This window comes from Flavobacterium sp. MR2016-29, assembly GCF_015350695.1.
Classification (GTDB): domain Bacteria; phylum Bacteroidota; class Bacteroidia; order Flavobacteriales; family Flavobacteriaceae; genus Flavobacterium.
In genome coordinates, this window is record NZ_JADKPU010000007.1 from 120,565 (window position 1) to 139,729 (window position 19,165).

The following is a 19,165-nucleotide window of genomic DNA, read 5'->3' on the forward strand; positions in this document are numbered from 1 at the left end:
ACTAAAAAATCCCGATTACATTCGTAATCGGGATTTTTTTATTTAATTTTTATTCTTAGCTTCTATCCATTTTGCCATGTATTTGGTACTTTTTAAAGTATGATGCTGGAGCAGGCTTCCCATAAAATTATGCAGGCGGTGATTTTCAGAATCATTCAGTAATGAATTAACTTTCTGTATTAATACTTCAGCATATTTCTCTTTTAAATAACACTCATTTATAATTGCAATTCCTTTTTTCTGCGATTGTTTCCAAAGATTTTCATCTTGATATAATGAAATCGCGTGTTTTGCAAACAGTTGAATATCATCTGTAATAAATCCATTCCATGGTAAATCTGCATGCATAGCCTCAGAACCAATTTTCGTAGTTACACTTGGCGTTCCGCATTGCATCGCTTCTAGCAGTTTTCCTTTTAAACCCGCTCCAAAACGAATTGGCGCCAAAACAATTCTAGATTTCTTAACCACCTCATTTGCGTCTGCAGCTCTTCCCATTATAAAAAAACCATTTTTAGGCTGATGCAATTGTAATACTTTTTGAGAAGGATACGCTCCGTAAACTTCTAGAACAGCTTCAGGAAAATCCTTCTTTATCAAAGGCCAAATGGTTTCCTTTAAATACTGAACGGTGTTCCAATTGGGTTCATGAAGAAAATTTCCGATGAAAACAAAACTTTTCCTTTCTTCAAAAGAAGGCAATTTTAAAAGATCATCCTCTTTCATTTCGTCAACTAAAAAAGGCAAATAATACAATAAACTTGAATCAATTTTAAAAACTTCTTCCAAAATCTTCATTTCAAATTCAGAAATAATAAACGACAAATCGCATCTTAAAATACTGGCAATTTCTCTTTTCGCAACTTCTTCAGACAATAAATCCTTAAGTTGAAAAATTTTATTTTCTTTGAATGCTTTTTGTCTCGCTGTTCTTAAACAATGCAAATCTTCTGTATCCAACAACCGAATGGCTTTTGGACAATTTTCAGCCACGCGCCAGCCAAACTGTTCTTCAATCATAAAACGATCAAACAAAACGACATCTGGATTTAGTTCGGCTACAAAATCATCAAAACTTGAATTATTCAATTCTATTGTTTTTTTCTCCACTCCAAATTCAGACAAATCAACCATAAAATCGCTGTCTAAAGCCGGAGTCCCAAATGTAATTTCATATCCATTTTGCCTAAAAATAGAGATCAATTGCATCATTCTGCCGCCAGCCGCGGACGAATTTGGTTCAGGCCAAACAAAACCAATAATTAAAAGTTTTTTTATCTGAGTCATTTTAATTCTTTTCAACTTACAAAATAATGCTTTTTTCCTCGTAATCGCACGATATTTCCCGATTTTTGGTCATAAAAAACACTAATTTTGCAAGAACGAAATTCAAGGAAATTATGTTAGGATTAAAATTAGCTACAGACCCTCGATGGGTTAATATAGTGGAGTCAAATATTGAAGAAATTTTGACAGATCACGCTTGGTGCGAACAAAAAGCCGCATCAAATGCGATTAGTTTAGTTACGTATAATTCAGAATTAGAAGAACTTGTAACAGAAATGCTTGTGATTGCAAGAGAAGAACTGGAGCACTTGCAAATGGTTCATAATTTAATAAAGAAAAAAGGTTTAACCTTAGGACGTGAAAGAAAAGATCATTACGTAAATGAACTTTTTAAATTCATGAAAAAAGATGGAAGCCGTAAAGATGCACTGTGCGATCGCTTATTATTTTCAGCTATGATCGAAGCTAGAAGCTGCGAGCGTTTTAAAGTTCTTTCAGAAAACATTAAAGATGAAGAATTAGCAAAATTCTATCGTGATTTAATGATCTCTGAAGCTGGGCATTATACTACTTTTTTAGGCTTTGCAAGAAAATATGCGGATAATGTTGATGTTGACAAACGATGGAAAGAATGGATTGAATACGAAGGTTCCATTATTACCAATTACGGAAAAAGTGAAACTGTTCATGGATAAATTATTTTTTATCCGAATTCATTCTATATAAATATTAAAATTTGTTATGACAGCAAGTAAAAAGAAATCCATTTTATTAAAAATTGCTAAATATCTTGGAATAACTTTTGCCGTTATTTTGGCACTATTATTTTTAACGCCAATTGTTTTTGCTGACAAAATTAAAGAACAGATTAAAAAAACAGCAAATGAAAAACTAAGCGCAGAATTAAATTATTCTGATGTTTCCGTTTCGTTTTTTCGACATTTTCCGTCGCTGACTTTAACTTTAAGCGATTTAAATCTTAATGGATCGACGCCTTATAAAAATGAAAAATTCATAACAGCAAAAGAAGTTTCTTTTGGAATAAATGTTGCGAGCTTAATATTTAGCAAAGCTGTAAAAATTGATCAGATTTATTTATCGGATTCTTTTATTAATGTAAAAGTTAATGCAAAAGGAGAAGCAAATTATAACATTTACAAATCTACAAAACCTTCAAATCCCAAAGACAGCAGTGAAACATCTTTAAAACTGGAAAGAATTGAGATCTTGAACAGTAAAATTATCTATGATGATCTATCTACAAAAGTTCATTTTGATGCTTTTGGTTTTGATTATTTAGGAAAAGGCGATTTAAACAAAGCCGTTTTCGATTTATACTCGAAAGCGAAAATCGAAAAATTAAATATAGTGTATGAAGGCGAACCTTATTTAATGAACAAAAAAATTGATGCCGATTTGATTACAAAAGTAAATGTAAACTCGTTGTCATTCTTTTTTCAACAGAACAATCTAAAAATCAACCATCTTTTGGTCGATTTTAAAGGAAAATTTGACTTCTTGAAAGACGGCTACAATATGGATTTTGTTATTAAATCTGACAACAGCGACTTGAAAGACGTCTTTACAGCTTTTCCTCCTAAATACGTTACTTGGCTTTCTAAAACCGAGATTAAAGGAAATACAAGCTTGCTGTTAACGCTAAAAGGAGATTATATTGCATCAAAAAATATAGCTCCAGATCTTAATTTAGATATAAAAATAGACAGCGGATTTGTTAATTATAATAAAAGCGCTTTTCCGGTTTCTAATTTGAACTTAGACATAAAAACAAAAGTCCCATCTTTAAATCCAGATCTAGTTACAGTTGATGCAAAAAATCTATCACTCAATATTAAGAAAGATTATTTGAAATCGAAATTCTATATCAAAGGCGCTAATACCCCTGATATTAATGGCGATTTTAAAGCTAAAATTGATTTGCAAAAATTAACGAAAGCGCTCGGAATTCCGAATCTGGAATTAAAAGGAAATTTAGTTGGAGATATTAAAACAAACGGAAAATTTGATCAAAAAAACAAACTTTTCCCAGTTACAAAAGGCACAATTGATCTAGAAAACGGTTATTTAAAAACTAAATATTATCCCAATCCGATCACCAATATTATTATAAAAACTACGATTGATAATCAAAAAGGAACTTTTGAAGATTTAAAAATAAAACTTAAACCAGCGCAATTTACATTTGAAGGAAAACCTGTTTTTGTTCAAGCAGATTTGAGTGATTTTAATGATTTAGCTTATGAGATCAAAGCAAAAGGCGAACTTGATGTCAATAAAATTTACAAGGTCTTCTCCCAAAAAGGACTTGATCTAGACGGTTTTGTAAAAGCCGATTTAGTTTTAAAAGGAAAACAAAGCGACGCAGAAAAAGGAAATTACAGCAAACTCTATAATAAGGGAACGCTGGAACTTAGAAATATTGGAATAGCATCAGAATATCTGCCAAAGAAATTCATTATCAAGGAAGGAATTTTCAAAATCAATCAGGATAAAATGTCATTCAATAACTTTTTGGCAGCTTACGGTCAATCTGATTTTAAAATGAATGGTTATTTACAGAACGTTTTCAATTATGCGACTACCAAAACAGGCGTTTTAAGAGGTTCTTTTACCGTTGCAGCGCGATATATCAATGTTGATGAATTCATGTCGAGTACGCCGGTAAATACTTCTGCAACACAAACTAAAACTGAAACACCAGCTTCAACTGCAACAAAACAAACTGGAGTCATTATAATTCCGACTAATTTGAATTTGCAATTAACAGCAAATGCACAAAAAGTATATTTTGACAAATTGAATCTTCAAAATGCTGTTGGAAATTTAAGTATGAACAAAGGCAAATTAACCATGCAGAACACTGGCTTTGACTTAATTGGATGCAAGGTTGCAATGAATGCCAATTATCAAGCCGTAACAACTCAAAAAGCTAATTTTGATTATAACATTAAAGCTTCAGACTTTGATATTAAAAGAGCTTATAATGAAATTGAAGTTTTTAGAAAAATGGCCAGCGCTGCTGAAAAAGCACAAGGAATTGTTTCTTTAGATTATCAATTAAAAGGTCGATTAAATGGTAATATGGAACCCGTGTATCCGTCTCTAGATGGCGGTGGAACGCTTTCTGTAAAAGATGTAAAAGTAAGAGGATTGAAAATGTTTAATGCAGTCAGCAAACAAACAAGTTCTGAAGCCATAAAAAATCCTGATGTTTCTAAAGTTGATATTAAAACTAAAATTAAGAACAATATTATGACGGTGGAACGCTTTAAATTTAAGTTTGCCGGCTTCAGACCTAGAATCGAAGGCACAACAAGCTTAGATGGAAAATTAAACTTAAAAATGCGTTTAGGCTTACCTCCTCTTGGTATATTTGGAATTCCATTAACCGTTACAGGAACTCAGGATGCTCCAAAAGTAAAAGTGGGAAGAAAAACTGAGGGTTTGGAAGAAACAAAGGATACTGAACAGTAAATTCAATTTAATTTTATTATAACATAAAACCTTTGTCAAAGTTTAAAACTTGATAAGGGTTTTTGCTTTTTTTGTAATATCTTCTTTCTGAGATTCCTCGTTCCTCGGAAGGACAAACTAAAATAATTACAAAACAAAAAACCCGTTCTTTTCAGAACGGGTTTTTTAATAAGTAGTCTTAATATTATGCTTCGAATGGAAGGATAGATACATAAGATTTGTTATCTTTTTTCTTTTGGAACTTAACAACTCCAGCTACTCTTGCGTGTAGTGTGTGATCTTTACTGATGTAAACGTTCTCACCTGGATTATGTTTTGAACCTCTTTGTCTAACGATGATGTTCCCAGCAATAGCAGCTTGACCACCAAAAATCTTAACGCCTAAACGTTTTGATTCTGATTCTCTACCATTCTTCGAACTACCGACACCTTTCTTGTGAGCCATGACGTATGAGTTTAAATATTGTTATTATTCTTTAGTAGCTTCTTTTTTTGCTTTTGGAGCTGCTGCTTTTTTTGCTTTTGGAGCTGCTTCAACTTCAGTTGCCGGAGCATCTTCTGCTACAACCGCTTTTTTAGCTGCTGCTTTTTTAGTTCCACCTGCTGCAGTAATACCTTCAATTACAATTTGAGTAAGATATTGTCTGTGACCATTTCTCTTTTTGTAACCTTTTCTTCTTTTCTTTTTGAAAACGATTACTTTATCTCCTTTTAAGTGTTGTAACACTTTAGCTTCTACTGAAGCACCTTCTATAGCTGGGGCGCCTAAAGTTATGCTTCCGTTATCGTCTAATAAAAGAACTTTGTCAAATGAAATACTTGAACCTTCTTCGTTAGCCAAACGGTTAACATAAACCTTTAAGTCTTTGCTTACTTTAAATTGTTGCCCTGCTATCTCTACGATTGCATACATACCAAATTGATTTATTGATTTTTAAGGTTGCAAATATACAATTTAAATTTTACTGTGCAATCTCTTATTCTAAAAATATTTATTTCGCTTTAAAGTCTGTTTTTCAAGGTATTTTGTCTGTTAATAGACTAAAATTTGAAGTAAAAGATTGTTAAAGTATCATCAAAATAAAGCCACACTATTAAAAGATAACTAAAAAAACTTATTTTTGATGTAACTATAATTAAATCTTGGCTACCTATTTATATAGGTAAATATAAATTATTAATCTTTATGAAAAATTCGATAATGATGTTAAGTGCTGCATTAATGCTCGGCGGAGTTGCTCATGCTCAAAAAGTAGCTTTTGAAGAATACAATTTAGACAACGGTATGCATGTAATTTTGCATAACGATCCTTCTGCGCCTGTTGTTATTACATCTGTAATGTATCACGTGGGCTCTAAAGACGAACGTCCAGACCGTACAGGTTTTGCCCATTTCTTTGAACATTTATTATTTGAAGGAACTCAAAATATAAAACGCGGTGAGTGGATGAAAATCGTTACTGCAAACGGCGGCGTTAACAATGCCAATACTTCTGACGACAGAACATATTACTATGAAGTTTTTCCATCAAACAGCTTGGAACTTGGTTTGTGGATGGAATCTGAGCGTTTAATGCATCCAATCATAAATAAAATTGGTGTTGACACGCAAAATGAAGTGGTAAAAGAAGAAAAAAGAATGCGTTACGATAATCAGCCATACGGAAATATCCTTCCTGAGGTTAAAAAAAACATGTTCAAAAATCATCCTTATCGCTGGACAACTATTGGCTCGATGAAAGATTTAGATGCTGCAACTCTTGAAGAATTTCAGGCTTTTAATAAAAAATTCTACACGCCAAATAATGCTGTTTTAGTTGTAGCAGGTGATTTTGACAAAACCAAAACAAAAGAATGGATTCAGAAATATTTTGGACCAATTCCGAAAGGCGAAGTGGTAAAAAAACAAACTTTTGTTGAAGAGCCAATCAATCAAACTATAAAAGCAACTTACGAAGATCCTAATATTCAAATTCCGATGGTTGTTGCCTCTTATAGAACTCCATCAATGAAAACCAGAGACGCGAGAGTTTTAGATTTGATTTCTTCTTATTTAAGTGACGGAAAAAGTTCTAAACTTTATAAAAAAATAGTTGACGACAAAAAAATGGCACTTCAAATTGGAGCTGTCGGTTTTAGCCAAGAAGATTACGGAATGTACATTTTATACGGACTTCCGATGGCGCCCAACACAACTGCTGACATCTTAAAAGAAATGGATGAAGAAATTGTAAAAATTCAAACCGATTTGATTTCTGAAAAAGATTACGAAAAATTACAAAACAAATTCGACAATAATTTTGTGAACGCAAATGCAACAGTTGAAGGAATTGCTGAAAACTTGGCTTCTTATTATTTACTTTATGGAGATGTAAATTTAATTAATACCGAAATTGATCTTTATCATTCGATTACAAGAGAAGAAATTAGAGAAGTTGCCAAAAAGTATCTAAACCCGAACCAGCGTTTAATTTTAGATTACATCCCTTCAACTAAAGTTCAAAATTAAGAGCAGCGAATCATGAAAAAAATACATACAATTTTAATCCTTTTATTCCTGACTGGAATTATGCAAGCACAAGATCGTCCACAACCAAAACCAGGCAATTCGCCCGTAGTCAACATCAAAAAACCTCAAACTTTTGTTTTGGCAAACGGCATGAAAGTTTTGGTGGTTGAAAATCATAAATTACCAAGAGTAAGCTTTAATCTTACCCTAGACAATGCCCCTTTTACGGAAGGAAATAAAAAAGGTGTTGACGAATTAACCAGCAGTCTAATTGGAAACGGAACCAAAAAAACCGCCAAAGAAGCTTTCAATGAAGAAATTGACTTTTACGGAGCAAGCATCAATTTCTCGTCTCAAGGTGCTTACGCAAGTTCGCTTTCAAAATATTCAGGACGCGTTTTAGAACTTTTAGCTGAAGGAGCTTTACAGCCCAATTTCACTCAAGCAGAATTTGACAAGGAAAAAGCAAAATTAATTGAAGGACTTAAAGCCGATGAAAAAAGCGTTCCTGCAATTGCCAACCGTGTAGTTGATGTTTTAGCTTTCGGAAAAAACCATCCTTCTGGAGAATATTTATCTGAAGAAACCGTAAAAAATGTCACTCTAGCCGATGTTCAAGCGAATTACGCTACTTATTTTGTTCCCGAAAATGCTTATTTAGTGATCATTGGAGATGTTAAGTTTAAAGAAACAAAAGCCGAAGTTGAAAAACTTTTTAGTGGATGGAAAAAACAAGCTGCGCCAAAAAATACGTATCCAAATCCAGAAAATGTTTCTAAACTTCAAATTGATTTTGTTGATGTTCCAAATGCAGTTCAATCTGAAATTTCATTGGTCAATACCGTAAATTTAAGAATGAGCGATCCAGATTTTTTCCCTGCTGTAATTGCAAATCAAATTTTAGGAGGTGATTTCAACAGTTATTTAAATATGAATTTACGTGAACAGCACGCTTGGACATATGGCGCGAATTCAAGTATTGGAAGCGGAAAATATGTAACTAAATTCAAAGCTTCATCTGCTGTGAGAAACACAGTTACAGACAGCGCTGTTGCTCAGTTTGTAAAAGAAATAAAAAGAATCAGAACTGAAAAAGTTTCTGAAGATGTTTTGAAAAATGTAAAAGCTGGATATATTGGGCGTTTTGTAATGCAGGTTGAAAAACCACAATCTGTTGCACGTTACGCACTTAATATCGAAACAGAAAAACTTCCTGCTGATTTTTACGAAAAATACATTCAAACTATAAATAATGTTACCGCTGACGATATTTATCGTGTGGCAAACAAATATTTCCTTTTGGATAACATGCGTATCGTAATTGCCGGAAAAGGTTCTGATGTAATTTCAGGTTTGGAAAAACTTCAGATTCCGATTTACTATTTCGACAGATTTGGAAACCCAATAGAAAAACCTATAACTAAAAAAGAAGCGCCAACCGAAATTACCGCAAAAACAGTTTTCGAAAATTACATTAAAGCAATTGGTGGAGAAAAAGCGGTTTCAGCTGTAAAAACGTTGGCAATGACTGGCTCAACAACTATTCCTCAAGCTCCTGGACCTTTAACTTTTACTTCAAAATTAGATTCGAAAGGAAAAATGATGGTTTCTCTTGCAATGGGACCGATGAATTTAATGAAACAGGTTGTAAATGATAAAGGCGCTTATATAGAACAGCAAGGGCAACGCAAAAACCTTGAAGGTGATGACCTTAAAGAAATGAAAGGAAATGCTGCGCCGTTTGAAGAATTGCAATTGCAAAAAAGAACAGATTTAAAAGTAGATTCTATTGAACCCATTAACGGAAGTGATGCTTATGCTATAAAAGATGGCAAAACAACTTATTACTACGATGTGAAATCTGGCTTAAAAGTAGCAGAGTCTAAAATTCGTGAACAAGGCGGAAAATCCGCGGCACAAATAACAAACTTTGGCGATTACAGAGAAGTTAAAGGCGTGAAAGTTCCTTTTAACATAATTCAGAATGTTGGTTTTGAATTAGATATTAAAATGTCTGATATTAAGATTAATGAAGGAGTTTCTGAGGCAGATTTTTTATAAAAGATACTGAGATTCTAAGACACTAAGCCGCTAAGTTTTTTCTCATAGGCTCTGTTAAAGTTTAAAACTTTGACAGAGCCTATTTTTTTTATCAGGCTGAACGAAGTCGAAGTTCTTAAACCATAACCCATAACTCTATAACTCAAAATCACTTTTTAGCAGACAAATAAACTCCAATTAAAATAATAAAAGCGCCAAAAAACTGAATTGGTGTGAGCATTTCGTTATCTAATAAGCCCCAGAAAAAGGCGACGATTGGAATTAAATAAGTTACCGATGTTGCAAATACAGGCGAAGACATTTGTATTAATTTAAAGAACAGCACATTCGCTATTCCAGTTCCTAAAACGCCTAAAATCAGCACAAAAAATATGGAATGCTGTGTAGCTTCAAAATGTATGCTTTGCGAAATATCTGTTGTACTTAAAATGATTAATGCCGGCAAAAGCAAAACTGCAAAATTTCCTGTTGTGATGCTCAGCGAATTTAAATCTGATAAATATTTCTTGATCAAATTGACATTAATTGCATAACAAAGCGTTGCAATTACAACTAAAACTACATAATAATAATTTTGTCCTGGATGTGCAGAAGCACCGCTTAAAACCAACAACAAGCATCCCACTAGTCCAACAAAAACACCTAGAACTTGTCGTTTCTGAAACTGAATTCCGAAAATAAGAATTCCTAAAACCAAAGTATTCAAAGGTGTAAGCGAATTTAGAATTGCCACAATTGAGCTGTCTACTTCTGTCTCTGCAATTGCAAAAAGATAAGCCGGTGTAAATGTTCCAAAAACTGAAGTTATGGCAACAAATTTCCATTGGCGACGAGAGATTTTCTTCAAGCTTTTAAAACCTACAATCAACAAAAATAAGGCTGCAAAAATAATTCGGAATGAACCTACCTGAACCGCCGTTAAGCCAACCAAACCTCTTTTAATTAATATAAAAGAACTTCCCCAGATAAGTGAAAGAACAAACAAATAAGCCCACTTCAATTGTTTTGCATCCATATATACTATTTTACTGCAAATTTGTAATAATTTTACGAACTGACCTCTTGATTTTTATTAATTTTGCCAATAACATATTGACAATCTTAAATCATAGATAATGAAATTCACAAAAATAATAGCATCATTAGCAATAGCAGGTTTAGTATTCGTAAGCTGTAAAAAAGAAGAAGATAAAAATTTAGCAAATATTAAATCTGAAAAAACAGCTCCGAAAGAACATAAAGCAATTGCTGCAGAAAATGTACAGACAGCAAGCTTTACTATTGACGGAATGACCTGCGCTGTTGGATGCGCGAAAACTATTGAACAAGAATTATCTAATTTAGATGGCGTAGAAAAAGCAACAGTTGATTTTGACAAAAAAACTGCAACCGTAACTTTTGACAAAACAATTCAAAATCCTGAAAACTTAACTAAAACAGTCCAGGAAACTGGAGACGGTAAAACATATAAAGTTTCGAATATGAAATCGTAATTATATTTTAAACATAAAAAAAGGCGTTCAATTGAACGCCTTTTTTATGTTTATTATTTCCACTTTAGTGTTTCCATTAAGCGCTGCATATCATTTTTAATATAGCTTGCTGCAGGCATAACCGAATCAAAATTGGGTTTAGCATAAAAGTAAACTGATCCCGTTATAAAGTGTTTTGTACTGTCTGTAACGTAGAATTGTGAGTTTGTAGCAGCATTTCCATCAACTTGATAAAACATTCCGTAAACTTTCTTTTGCGGATTTAAATACGGCTGTTCTAAAATATCATCAGCTTTTATAACATGTTCGTAAGTTAGTTTTTGAGCATCTTTTAATAATTTCTGAATATCTCCATTTACTGGTTTATAGGTCAAATAAATTGTCGCTTTCATTTTCGGATATGTAATTGCAAATCCGCAGTCTTTTTCACCTTTAATTATCGCTGCTTCATTCATTTCAAAAGCAAACGGGCAATTATTTTCAAAATTGACATATTTCGCCTCAGGATAATCTAGACGCAAGTAACTTGACGGCTTTGGCACTACATCATCTTTACAGCTTACAACTGTTAATACAAGTAAAATGGCAGCTGCCGAAATTATTCTTTTAAGCATTTTATTCTATTGTTACTTTTATTTGTTTTACACGCTTTTTATCTACTGTTTCGATTGTAAAAACACAGTTTTCGAAAGCTACTTTTTGATCTTTTTTAGGGAAATTACCCAGAATTTCAAGAATAAAACCAGCTAATGTTTCCGCTTCGCCTTTGTGCGATTCAAAAATATCTTCATTAACATTTACGATTCGGTAAAAGTCTTTCATGTTAATCTTTCCTTCAAAAAGAAAATTCTTTTCATCAATTTGAGAAAAATTCAAATTTTCATCATCAAACTCATCGCTGATATCCCCTACTATTTCCTCAATAACATCTTCTAAAGAAACTAAGCCAGAAGTCCCGCCATATTCATCAACCACAATAGCCAAATGACTTTTAAGACCTTGAAAATCCTTCAACAAATTATCAAGCTTTTTATTCTCCGGAACGAAGAATGCTTCTCTAATTAAAGTCGTCCAGTCAAACTCTTCTTTATCAATATGCGGCAATAAATCTTTAACGAATAAAACGCCTTCGATCTGATCAATATTATCGCGGTAAACCGGAATTCTTGAAAATCCTTTTTCGATTATTTTTGGATAAATTACTGGAAATGATTCTGATATTTCTAATGCAAAAATATCAATTCTCGGACTCATAACCTGTTTGGTATCTGTATTTCCAAAAGAAACAATTCCTTCTAATATTTTTTGCTCCTCGCTCGATGTGCCTTCAGAATCTGTCAGTTCTAACGCCTGCGAGAGCTGATTTATTGAAAAACTATTTTTTTGTTTTCCTAATTTATTCTGCAAATATAGCGTAACACTGCGCATAGGCAAACTTATCGGAGAAAGTAATTTGTCTAAAACAGCAATCGGATAAGCAACACGTTTAGCAAATTTTATATTGTTTCGGCTGGCATAAACTTTTGGCAAAACTTCCGCAAATAATAAAATTAAGAAAGTGACCAAAATTACTTCTAAAATAAATTTAAGAACAGGCGAACTTACGTGTGCAAAAATATTTCGGCCAATAAAAGAGAACAGAATAACGACTCCAATATTTAAAAAATTGTTTGCTACTAATAAGGTTGCTAAAAGTTTTTTGGGTTTATCTAAAAGTTTAGAGATTATTTTACCTTTAGAAAGATTGTCTTGTAAGGTTTCATCAATATCCTTTTGAGAGAGAGAAAAAAGAGCTACTTCGGCACCTGAAACAATGGCCGATAAAAAAAGCAAAACAAATATTCCGACAAAACCAATTATTAAATTGATGTCTAATGTCGTAGTAAAAAGTAAACTGGGCTCTGGGTCCAAATTAAAAAAGATTAGTTAAACAATCAAAAAGGCAGGTCGTTTACAGGCAAGCCTTCATTTGTCGCATCAAAGTTAGTACTTTTTGCGGATTCTGAATCGTGATGTGGTTTATGATTTCCAGTTTCTTTTTTGGTAGTCAAGAAAGTAAACTCGGTAACTTGAATTTCAGTCGTGTATTTTGTAGTGCCATCTTCTGCTTGCCACTGACGTGATTTTATACGACCTTCAACATATATTTTATCTCCTTTGGATAGATATTTCTCGCAGATTTCCGCGGCTTTATTACGCACGACTAAATTATGCCACTCTGTCGAAGTTATTTTTTCGTTGGTGGTCTTATTAATATAAACTTCATTTGTAGCCAACTGAAAACGACCGATGCAATTTCCTCCATCAAAATAATGCATCTTTACATCATCGCCTAAATGGCCAATAAGCATCACTTTATTTAATGTTCCGTTCATGGTTAATTTGTGGTATTTCTCCCAAAGATACATTTTTTTAGCAATTTATTTCCTGCTTTTCGATAAAATTATAAATCACAATAGGAAAAGGAAAATTTTTTAAATCACTGGTTATCACGCCATTCTCTATTTTTTCAGCAATTTTAACTTTCCAGAACTGAATATGCAGATGCTGATGCGAAAGTTTATGAATGAGAGTAGTTTCACTACATTCCTCTATACCTATAATAGTATAAGATGGAAAAATATTGTTTTGAACTGCTTTTGCGACAACATCAAAGCCAACAATCTCGTCTTTTTCTAATAACGGAAACTCATATAAGTTGTGCCAAATTCCTTTTGCGGTTCTTTTTTGAATTAACGTATTTCCTAAAGCATCTTCTAAAATCAAATAATTAAAGAATCGATTTGTAACTTTTGTTTTTTTTGATTTTACGGGCAAAGCAGCCACTTTCTTTTTTTGAAGTGCTGCGCAGCTTTCATTAAAGTCACAAACCAAACAATTTGGACTTTTAGGAACACACTGCAAAGCACCAAACTCCATAATCGCCTGATTAAAGATCGCTGGATTATCTTTTGGCATTAATTCTTTAGCCAGCTCTGTAAATTCTTTTTTAGTTGCAGGCAAGCCAATATCTGATTCGATATCAAAATAGCGAGAAAGCACTCGAAAAACATTTCCATCAACTACAGGAACCGCTTCATTATAAGAAAATGAAGCAATCGCCGCCGCAGTATATTCGCCAACACCTTTTAATTTCAACAACGCTGCATAATTCTCTGGAAAAACTCCATTCAGCTCATTTGCTACATATTGAGCTGTTTTATGCAGATTTCTGGCGCGAGAATAATACCCTAATCCCTGCCAAAGTTTCAAAACTTGCTCTTCTGAGGCATTTGCTAAATCAAACACTGTAGGAAATTCCTTTGTAAAAGCAAAAAAATATGGCATTCCTTGCGCAACTCGAGTCTGCTGCAGCATAATTTCTGAGAGCCAAATTAGGTAAGGATCGGTCGTTTTTCGCCAAGGTAAATCACGCTTGTTTCGTAAATACCAATTTATCAATATGTTATGAAAATTCATCGTAAAATACTTAGAATACAAAAGTAAATGTTTATGTAATTAAAATTTAACGAATTAGCTTGATTAATTATTTTTTTAATTCCTATATTTGCAAACTCAAAAAAATAGTACATCATTTATAAAATAAAATAGGAAAGAAAATGACGAAAGCAGATATCGTAGCGAAAATTTCAGAGAAATTAGGTCTTGAAAAAGGAGATGTTCAAGCAACAGTAGAAACTTTTATGGAAGAAGTTAAAACTTCATTGGAAACTGGAGACAATGTTTACCTAAGAGGTTTTGGTAGTTTCATCGTAAAAACTAGAGCTGAAAAAACAGGAAGAAACATTTCTAAAAACACCACAATCAAAATTCCTGCACACAACATTCCTGCTTTTAAACCTGCAAAAGTATTTGTAGAAGGAGTTAAAACGAATAACGAAGCAAAATAATACTATTAATTAATTATAAAATCGACACGATATGCCAAGTGGTAAAAAAAGAAAGAGACATAAGGTAGCTACTCACAAAAGAAAGAAAAGAGCGAGAGCTAACCGTCACAAAAAGAAAAAGTAGTTTTAAACTACTTTTTTCTTTTTAACGTTCATTGAAATTGGAATTTAGTCTTAGTAACAAGTCACAGTCCGCAGCTTAAAACTGGCAACTGAAACTGGAAAACTGCTAACTAAAATTCCCCCGGGTTCAATACCTGTTAAAAATATTGTTTAATCCATCCTTACAATCAGTTATGAGTTATAGGCTATGAGTTATGAGTTGAAAAACTTGAAACCTGATACCTGAAACCTGAAACTAAAAGTCTGGATAAAAATTTACAGTGTGAATAAAGAATTAATCATTAGATCTAGTTCTGAAGCCGTAGATTTTGCCTTATTAAAAGATGGAAAACTAATTGAATTACACAAAGAAGAAGAGAAAAGCAATTTTCAAGTTGGTGATATTTTTATTGCCAAAATAAGAAAACCAGTTGCTGGACTTAACGCTGCTTTTGTAAATGTTGGCTTCGAAAAAGATGCCTTTTTACATTATCACGATTTAGGACCTAACTTAGCTTCTCAGCTGAAATTCATAAAACTTGTAAGCGCAGGTAAAATAAAAGATTTCTCCCTAAAAACCTTTCAGTTTGAAAAAGAGATTGACAAAGATGGCATCATTACTGATATTTTAAGTGCCAATCAATCTGTTTTAGTTCAAGTTGTAAAAGAACCTATATCGACCAAAGGTCCAAGGATAAGCGCTGAGCTTTCATTGGCAGGAAGATTTATTGTTCTCGTTCCGTTTTCTGACCGCGTTTCTATTTCTCAAAAAATAGAAGACAAAAAGGAAAAGGATCGTCTAAAAAAACTTGTTCTATCGATCAAACCTAAAGGATTTGGTGTTATTGTTCGCACAGTAGCCGAAGGCAAAAACGTAGCCGAATTAGAAAAAGATTTGCAGAACCTGCTTAGCAGATGGACTGCAATGTGTAAAAAATTACCAACTGCTCATCATCCATCAAAAGTATTAGGAGAGCTTAACAGAGCTTCTTCAATATTAAGAGATGTATTTAATGATACCTTCAGCGGTATTCAAATAGATGACGAAGAGTTGTACCACCAAACGAAGGAATATCTGCAAGAAATTGCACCTTCAAAACAATCGATTGTTAAGTTTTATCAATCAAATGACACTCCAATTTTCGAGAAATACAATATAGAGAGACAAATCAAAACTTCTTTTGGAAGAACGGTTTCTATGAGCAAAGGCGCTTATCTTATTATTGAACATACTGAAGCTCTTCACGTTATAGACGTAAACAGTGGAAACCGTTCTAATAAGGCGACTAATCAAGAAGACACTGCCATGGAAGTAAATATGATTGCAGCCGCTGAAATTGCCAGACAACTTCGTTTGCGTGATATGGGCGGAATAATCGTAGTTGATTTTATTGATATGTCTAATCCTGAAAACAGGAAAGTCTTGTTCGACTTCTTGCGAGAAGAAATGAGCGACGATAAAGCAAAGCATAAAATCTTACCGCCAAGTAAATTTGGTTTAGTTCAAATTACAAGACAACGCGTAAGACCAGAAGTAAATATTAAAACTAGAGAAGAAGATCCAAACAATGAACATGGCGAAATTGAAGCGCCAATTTTAATCATTGATAAAATCGCATCTGATTTAGACAGAATTTTAAAAATCCACAAAAGTGTTGTCCTTAATGTACATCCGTTTGTGGCTGCATACCTCAGTAAAGGTTTTCCATCATTACGTTCAAAATGGTTTTTTGAACATAAGAAATGGGTGAAAATCATACCTCGTGACGCTTACACGTACTTAGAATACCATTTCTATGATAAAAAAGGAAATGTTATTTCAGAATAAAACAAAAACCGCCTTTCGTGAGATTGGCGGTTTTTTTGTGGCTTTTTTTAGGAGTAATTATTCATTTTGGAATTAAGAATTTAAAAAAATATAAATTACTTTCACTTTTTTATTCTCTCACAATTTCAATTCTTCTCCTAATTTCATTTCCAAAAGCATCTACAACAGTAATATAATGAACTCCAGTACTTGGAGTTATTGGCAATTCATGAAACGTTTTTGTTGTTGCTTTATAAACATCATCAACATACCAAAAAAGTTCTTTATCTCTTTCAGAATAAGCCACTTTCAAAATAACAGGCTGTACTTCGCTGTTGAAATTCTTTGTTAAATAAATTTTGCTATTCGTTTTAGGATAAATAAAATCCATTGTTTTCGTTTGCGTTCCCTGGCAATCTTCTTTAAAGGGTGGCAGAGGCAAATATTCGATATGCTGGCTTTTGTAATACCAAGCCATAACCGGAGGCAAAACAAACCAGCTCTTAGTTACTATGTTCTCCACATTTTCACAGCTGCTGTTTACCTGAAATTTTTCTAATTTATCTAAATGAACTGTTTTATGATACGGACAAACTGCTGTTGATTTTCCTTTTTTAGGAACCCATTGTGCAATTTTTGGGCAATCTTCTTTTGCTAAATAACCGCTTAATCGACAAACCTCAACTTTTTCTAAATCATTATAAGGTGTATCAAACCATCGCTGTCTCGGCAATAAATTGAAAACATCAAATAAAATTGGAGCTGCACTTGTAACACCAGTAAGCGTTGGCCTTCCTTCCCCTGTTGCATTTCCCACCCAAATCCCGACTACATATTTTGAATTTGTGCCAATTGCCCAGGCATCTCTATTCCCAAAACTTGTTCCGGTTTTCCAGGCAATTTTTAAGGAACTGTCATAAAACTTCCAAGCTTCATCTCCTTCTGGTCTGTTTACCTCTTCCATTGCATTATACGTCAACCAGATTGATCCCGCACCAATTATATTTTTCTGATCTGTTTCAGATCCGAAATCAGGTTCAAAATCATTTTTATAATTTAATTCTGTAAACTCATTTGTTCGATACTTGGATTGATTTTTAGTGTAATAATTTACGGTTGATGATAAACCGGCATAAGTTCGGCATAAATCCCACAGATTACTTTCGGCACCGCCTAAAATAAGCGACAAACCATAATGATCTGGTGTTTTATTGATATCTCTCAACTTGAATTTTTGCAATTCTTCATAAAATTTATTCACTCCAAAATCCTGCAACATCAAAACTGCCGGAATATTTAATGATCGTGACAATGCGCGATGTGCCGGAACAGCTCCGTCAAATGTCAGATTAAAATTTTGAGGTGTATAACCCGCAATTTGCGTTGGCACATCAGCGACTAAAGTGTTTGGCAACAATTCACCATCATCTAGCATTCCTGCATATAAAAGCGGTTTTAAGATACTTCCTGTGCTTCGAGGCGCATCAATAATATCAACATCTTTTTGATGGTTTTTGTCTGTTGGCGAATTACCGACATAGCTGATAACATTTCGATTAGAAACATCAATTACTAAAATCGCCAAATTATGTACTTCATTTTGCTTGTACTGATTGTAATAATATTTTGCAATTTGATTGACTCTATTTTGCAAACCGTAATCAATTGTAGTTTTTACTCGAGTTCCTTCTTCATTTTTTGCCACTCTCTGCAATAAATGAGGCGCAATTTGAGGCAAATCATACGGTTTTTGAGGCAACGGCTCTTCAATAGAAAGTTCGTAAGTCTGCTTGTCAATTATGCCTTCTTGGTGTAATTTTAATAAAAGTCGGTTTCGTTTATTCAAGAGTTTTATCTGATTCTTTCCCGGATAAATTAAGCTCGGTGCATTTGGCAAAACAGCCAAAACTGCATTCTCAGCCCAAGACAATTGATTCGATTGAACTCCAAAATAACGCCAAGAAGCCATTTCAAGTCCCACTACATTTCCGCCAAACGGTGCGTGAGCCGCATATAATTCTAGTATTTCATTTTTAGAATAACCTAATTCTAATCTAGTTGACAGGATAATTTCTATTAACTTTTCAAAATAAGTTCTATTTTTTCCTTTTCGAGATAATCGAATAACTTGCTGTGTTAATGTACTTCCTCCTCTAACAACTTTTCCTGCTTTTTGATTTTGTTTAAAAGCATTTACCATGGCTCCTGGATTAAATCCAGGATGTTTATAAAAGTATTCATCTTCAAAATAAACAATACATTTTTTGAATTTATCTGGCACGCTGTCCTGCGAAGGAAAACGCCATTGTCCGTCACTCGCGATTTTTGCACCAAGCAACTCGCCTTCTTTGCTTTCAATAACTGTAGAATAGGGTTCTTTAAATAAAGTTCGCGGTATCGAAAAATAGTAAATCAGCAAGAGCAAAAATGCAACTGCTGACTTTATTTTGTTTCTTTTTATCCAATTTATAATGCGTTGTAGAAACGCTATAAGTTTATTTTTCAATATTTATTATATTTA

The 19,165-nt window shown here is 33.3% G+C and carries 16 protein-coding genes; 7 read left to right on the plus strand and 9 right to left on the minus strand.

Going from position 1 to position 19,165, the window contains the following annotated elements:
* Positions 1-42: 42 nt before the first annotated feature.
* A complete protein-coding gene (locus tag IR010_RS15510; RefSeq protein WP_194605130.1) occupies positions 43-1,287 on the minus strand; it encodes a glycosyltransferase in 1,245 nt (414 codons plus the stop codon).
* 113 nt (positions 1,288-1,400) lie between these two features.
* On the opposite strand from IR010_RS15510, the gene IR010_RS15515 reads away from it, so the two are divergent.
* Both IR010_RS15515 and IR010_RS15520 read left to right on the plus strand, forming a co-directional pair.
* Positions 1,401-1,982, plus strand: coding sequence for a tRNA-(ms[2]io[6]A)-hydroxylase (locus IR010_RS15515; RefSeq protein ID WP_029271882.1), 582 nt, complete (start codon positions 1,401-1,403; stop codon positions 1,980-1,982).
* A gap of 46 nt (positions 1,983-2,028) precedes the next feature.
* Positions 2,029-4,782: an AsmA family protein gene (locus IR010_RS15520; protein WP_194605131.1), complete on the plus strand. Its 2,754-nt coding sequence runs from the start codon at positions 2,029-2,031 to the stop codon at positions 4,780-4,782.
* A gap of 184 nt (positions 4,783-4,966) precedes the next feature.
* Here IR010_RS15520 and rpmA read toward each other — a convergent pair whose 3' ends face one another.
* Both rpmA and rplU read right to left on the minus strand, forming a co-directional pair.
* Positions 4,967-5,227, minus strand: coding sequence for a 50S ribosomal protein L27 (gene rpmA / locus IR010_RS15525; RefSeq protein ID WP_017497241.1), 261 nt, complete (start codon positions 5,225-5,227; stop codon positions 4,967-4,969).
* A gap of 24 nt (positions 5,228-5,251) precedes the next feature.
* Positions 5,252-5,695 carry a 50S ribosomal protein L21 gene (rplU, locus tag IR010_RS15530; RefSeq protein ID WP_029271880.1) on the minus strand — a complete coding sequence of 148 codons (444 nt, stop codon included), beginning with the start codon at positions 5,693-5,695 and terminating at the stop codon, positions 5,252-5,254.
* 273 nt (positions 5,696-5,968) lie between these two features.
* On the opposite strand from rplU, the gene IR010_RS15535 reads away from it, so the two are divergent.
* Together IR010_RS15535 and IR010_RS15540 are read left to right on the plus strand one after the other, a co-directional pair.
* Complete coding sequence (locus IR010_RS15535) at positions 5,969-7,291, plus strand: M16 family metallopeptidase (protein ID WP_194568164.1); 1,323 nt, start codon at positions 5,969-5,971, stop codon at positions 7,289-7,291.
* Between the two features lie 12 nt (positions 7,292-7,303).
* Positions 7,304-9,352, plus strand: a complete 2,049-nt coding sequence (locus IR010_RS15540; RefSeq protein WP_194568161.1) for an insulinase family protein — start codon at positions 7,304-7,306, stop codon at positions 9,350-9,352.
* 148 nt (positions 9,353-9,500) lie between these two features.
* On the opposite strand, the gene IR010_RS15545 is transcribed toward IR010_RS15540, so the two are convergent.
* Positions 9,501-10,367, minus strand: coding sequence for a DMT family transporter (locus tag IR010_RS15545; protein WP_194605133.1), 867 nt, complete (start codon positions 10,365-10,367; stop codon positions 9,501-9,503).
* Between the two features lie 100 nt (positions 10,368-10,467).
* Here IR010_RS15545 and IR010_RS15550 point away from each other — a divergent pair, with 100 nt between their 5' ends.
* Entirely contained in the window at positions 10,468-10,845 is a 378-nt protein-coding gene (locus tag IR010_RS15550; protein WP_194605136.1) for a heavy-metal-associated domain-containing protein, read from the plus strand.
* A 53-nt stretch (positions 10,846-10,898) separates the two neighbouring features.
* Here the strand turns inward: IR010_RS15550 and gldD are convergent, their stop codons facing one another.
* Genes gldD through mutY form a run of 4 tightly spaced genes read right to left on the minus strand, consistent with a single transcriptional unit; the run spans position 10,899 to position 14,304 of the window.
* Positions 10,899-11,459, minus strand: coding sequence for a gliding motility lipoprotein GldD (gene gldD / locus IR010_RS15555; RefSeq protein WP_029271875.1), 561 nt, complete (start codon positions 11,457-11,459; stop codon positions 10,899-10,901).
* Position 11,460: 1 nt separating this feature from the next.
* Complete coding sequence (locus tag IR010_RS15560) at positions 11,461-12,756, minus strand: gliding motility-associated protein GldE (RefSeq protein WP_194568155.1); 1,296 nt, start codon at positions 12,754-12,756, stop codon at positions 11,461-11,463.
* A 23-nt stretch (positions 12,757-12,779) separates the two neighbouring features.
* Positions 12,780-13,220, minus strand: a complete 441-nt coding sequence (locus IR010_RS15565) for a single-stranded DNA-binding protein (RefSeq protein WP_029271873.1) — start codon at positions 13,218-13,220, stop codon at positions 12,780-12,782.
* 37 nt (positions 13,221-13,257) lie between these two features.
* Entirely contained in the window at positions 13,258-14,304 is a 1,047-nt protein-coding gene (mutY, locus tag IR010_RS15570) for an A/G-specific adenine glycosylase (RefSeq protein ID WP_194605139.1), read from the minus strand.
* A gap of 140 nt (positions 14,305-14,444) precedes the next feature.
* Between mutY and IR010_RS15575 the strand changes: the two genes are divergently transcribed.
* Complete coding sequence (locus IR010_RS15575) at positions 14,445-14,735, plus strand: HU family DNA-binding protein (protein ID WP_007805026.1); 291 nt, start codon at positions 14,445-14,447, stop codon at positions 14,733-14,735.
* 385 nt (positions 14,736-15,120) lie between these two features.
* Entirely contained in the window at positions 15,121-16,665 is a 1,545-nt protein-coding gene (locus IR010_RS15580; protein ID WP_029271871.1) for a ribonuclease E/G, read from the plus strand.
* A gap of 109 nt (positions 16,666-16,774) precedes the next feature.
* On the opposite strand, the gene pbpC is transcribed toward IR010_RS15580, so the two are convergent.
* The gene (pbpC, locus tag IR010_RS15585; protein WP_194605142.1) at positions 16,775-19,150 is read right to left on the minus strand and encodes a penicillin-binding protein 1C; all 2,376 of its coding nucleotides are present in this window, start codon (positions 19,148-19,150) and stop codon (positions 16,775-16,777) included.
* Between the last annotated feature and the right edge of the window lie 15 nt (positions 19,151-19,165).